2 protein-coding genes are annotated in these 3,095 nt (G+C 68.1%); both read right to left on the bottom strand.

Annotated elements, in window-relative coordinates; all coding sequences use genetic code 11:
- Positions 1-1,413 (bottom strand): condensation domain-containing protein (locus ACFT7S_RS38575; RefSeq protein WP_382741215.1); only part of this gene is annotated, 1,413 nt, incomplete at its 3' end.
- A partial coding sequence (locus tag ACFT7S_RS38570; protein WP_382741212.1) for a condensation domain-containing protein occupies positions 1,410-3,095 on the bottom strand: 1,686 nt, incomplete at its 5' end. The genes ACFT7S_RS38570 and ACFT7S_RS38575, both read right to left, overlap by 4 nt.

Here is a 3,095-nt window from a genome sequence, read left to right as displayed (position 1 = left end):
CAACACCACCGACGACGCATTCCACCCCTCCACCACCAACTCACGCTCACCCACCGACAACACCGACACATCACCCACCCGCACCCCCGCATCGCTGACGATCGACTCCAGCACGCGAGCCATGTGCCCGGCCATCCGGTCCATCGCGTCGGCATCGATCTGGGCACGGTCGTAGGACAGCTTGATCAGGAGTTCACGGCCGGAGCTCGCAGTCACGCTCAACGGGTAATTCGCCTGTTCGCGCCCGAAGTTGATTCCGGCCCGCAGCCCGCTCGCCGTCGCGTTCCGCTGCTCCTCCTCCAGGTCCTGGACCGGGAAGTTCTCGAACACGAAGAGGCTGTTGAACAGGGGCTTCCCGGGCGGCAGGTCACTGCAGGCCGCAATCGTCACCAGCGGCGTGTGCTCGTACTGCCGGGCCCTCACCTGCTCGTCCTGCAGGCGTGTCAGCCAGTCCGTGAGCGGCACGTCACGGTCGACGCCGATCCTGACCGGTGTCGTGTTGAGCAGCATCCCGACCATCGACTCCATGCCGTCGAGCTGGCCGTCGCGGCCCGACGTGGTCACGCCGAACATCACGTCGTCGCTGCCGGAGTACACGGACATGACGATGGCCCAAGCGGCCTGCACCACCGTGTTCGGCGTCAGGCGATGACGGCGCGCGAACTCGGTCAGTCCGGTGCCGGCCACCTCCGCGGACAGCGGCACCCGGGCCTCGCCCGGCCCCTGGTCGCCGGTGGCGCGCTCGATGCCCAGTGAAGTCGCCTCGGTGATTCCGGCGAGGCGCTCACGCCAATAGCTTCGTGCCGCGTCCAGATCCTGCCCGGACACCCATCCGACGAAGTCCCGGAAGGGCCTGCGTACTGGAAGTCGCGGCTCGCCTCCCGCACGGAACGCCTGGTAGGCATCCATCAGTTCGGCCACGACGATCGGGGCGCTCCAGCCGTCGAGGAGCATGTGGTGGTAGCTCCACACCAGCTGGTGGCGGTCCGCCGCCAGGCCTATCACTGCGATCCGCACCAATGTCTGGGAGGCGAAGTCGGCGCCGCGCTCCCAGTCGGAGGCGAGATACGCGTCGACCGCCTCCTGCCGGCCCGTCTCGTCCAGGTGCGATACGTCGAGGACCTGGAGCGGCAGGGGAACCGACCGGGACACCACCGACAGCGGCGTGGCGACGCCCTCCCGCACGACAGTGGTGCGCAGTACCTCGTGCCGGGAGAACATCAGCTCCCACGCCCGGCGCAGGGCGTCCAGATCGAGCGCGCCCTCCAGCAGCAGCCCGTCCTGCACCCAGTACATCCCGGGCTCGTCGGCCAGCTCGGTGTGGAACAACATTCCCTGCTGCAGAGCGGTCAGCGGGTAGATGTTCTCGATCGCCCGACCCCGTCGGCCTGCTGCCGAGTCGAATGCCGTCATATCGCACCTCCGGAATCGGCGATCTCACCGGTGTGGTCGGGTGAGTCGAAGCGCTGTTGAATGAGGTCGAGCATGTCCTGGTCCACTCCGGCCAGGGGGAAGTCGGACGGCGTGTATCCGCCCGCCTCGGGGCGGCAGCAGTATTCGATGAGGTCCTCGAGAACCGTGATGTAGCGCTGCGCGAGGCGGAGCACCGTCGCCCGGTCGTGCACCTGGCTGCTGTACATCCAGACCAGCTCCAGGCGGCCCAGCGCGATCTGGCTGTTGATCTCGATGAGGTGGGTGCGCGGCCCCTGCGTCGACTGTGAGTCGCCGAGCGCCCGGCCGGTCGGCGTGAACCGTCCCCCGGAGCCACTTGCCGGGCCGACCGCCTGGGTCGTCTGACCCAGGTAGTTGAAGGCCAGTTCCGCGCCCCCGCCCGGTGTCCAGTCGGCCAGGTAGCGCAGGAGGCCGTAGCCCTGCCCCTTCCGCGGAATCGCTCGCAGGTACTCCTTCGTACGGCGAAGTGCCTCACCCGGGTCTCTGCCGGAGGCGCCGCCGAGCACCACCGGGTACACGCTGGTGAACCAGCCCACGGTTCGTGAGACGTCGATGTCGGATCCCACGTCCTCGCGGCCGTGCCCCTCCAGGTCCACGACCACCGACGGCGCCTGGCACCATTCCGTGAACACTGTCCCGAGCACGCTCAGCAGCACGTCGTTGATCTGTGTCCCGAACGCTCCCGGCACTTCCCGCAGCAGCCGCTCGGTCTGCTCGGCGTCGAGCGTGACCGACAGCTCCTGTGCCGATGCGATGGTGTTCGACCCGTCGTGATCGCGGGGCACTGCGCCGCCCGCGGTCTCCGCCGTCCGCCAGTACGCGGTCTCCGCTGCGAGTGCGGGTGATGCCGCCAGCTCCGTCAGCCGCTGCGACCAGCCCATGAACGATGTTGTCTTCGCCGGCAGCTTCACCGGGAGCCCGCGCTCGACCTGTCCGTAGGCGGCCGTCAGGTCCTCGAGAATCACGGGCCAGGAGACGGCGTCCACCACCAGGTGATGAGCCACGACGAGCAGCAGCTGGCCCCGGTCGCCGCGGTCGATCACCACAATCCGTACCAGCGGACCGTTCGCCAGGTCGAGGCCGGCCTGCACCTCGTTGCCCCGAGCGTTCAGGAACGCCCACTCCTCGTCGTCGTCCAGGCCCGTGCTCCGGATCACCTGTACGGAATCGGCCGGCTCGGCAGCCAGTACGCGGCCGACCCAAACCTCACCCTCCCGGACGAACCTCGACCGCAGCGCGTCATGCTGTTCGAGCACCGCTGCCACGGCAGAGCGCATCAGCTCGGGATCCACCCGCTGGGTGACGTCGAGAAGCATCGACTGATTGAAGTGTCCGGGCTCGTTCAGGTCCTGTTCGAAGAACCAGCGCTGGATCGGAGTCAGCGGGAAGTCGCCCATCACCAAGCCTTGTTCGGCCTCCGCCGCGCTCTGCCCCTCGGCCACCGTGGCGAGACCCGCAACGGTCTGGTGGTCGAACAGCTGGGCAACGGTGACATGGATGCCGAACTCCCGGGCACGCGCGACCACTTGGATACTTATGATGGAGTCGCCGCCGAGTTCGAAGAAGTTGTCCTGGGCTCCGACCCGGTCGACTCCCAGCACCTGCGCCCAGACACCCGCCAACAGCTCCTCGGTCGCGTTGGC

This window comes from Streptomyces sp. NPDC057136 (assembly GCF_042670885.1).
In the GTDB taxonomy this organism is placed as follows: Bacteria; Actinomycetota; Actinomycetes; order Streptomycetales; family Streptomycetaceae; genus Streptomyces.
Note: the sequence above shows the minus strand (reverse complement) of the source record. Positions and strands in the feature narration are given on the sequence as shown.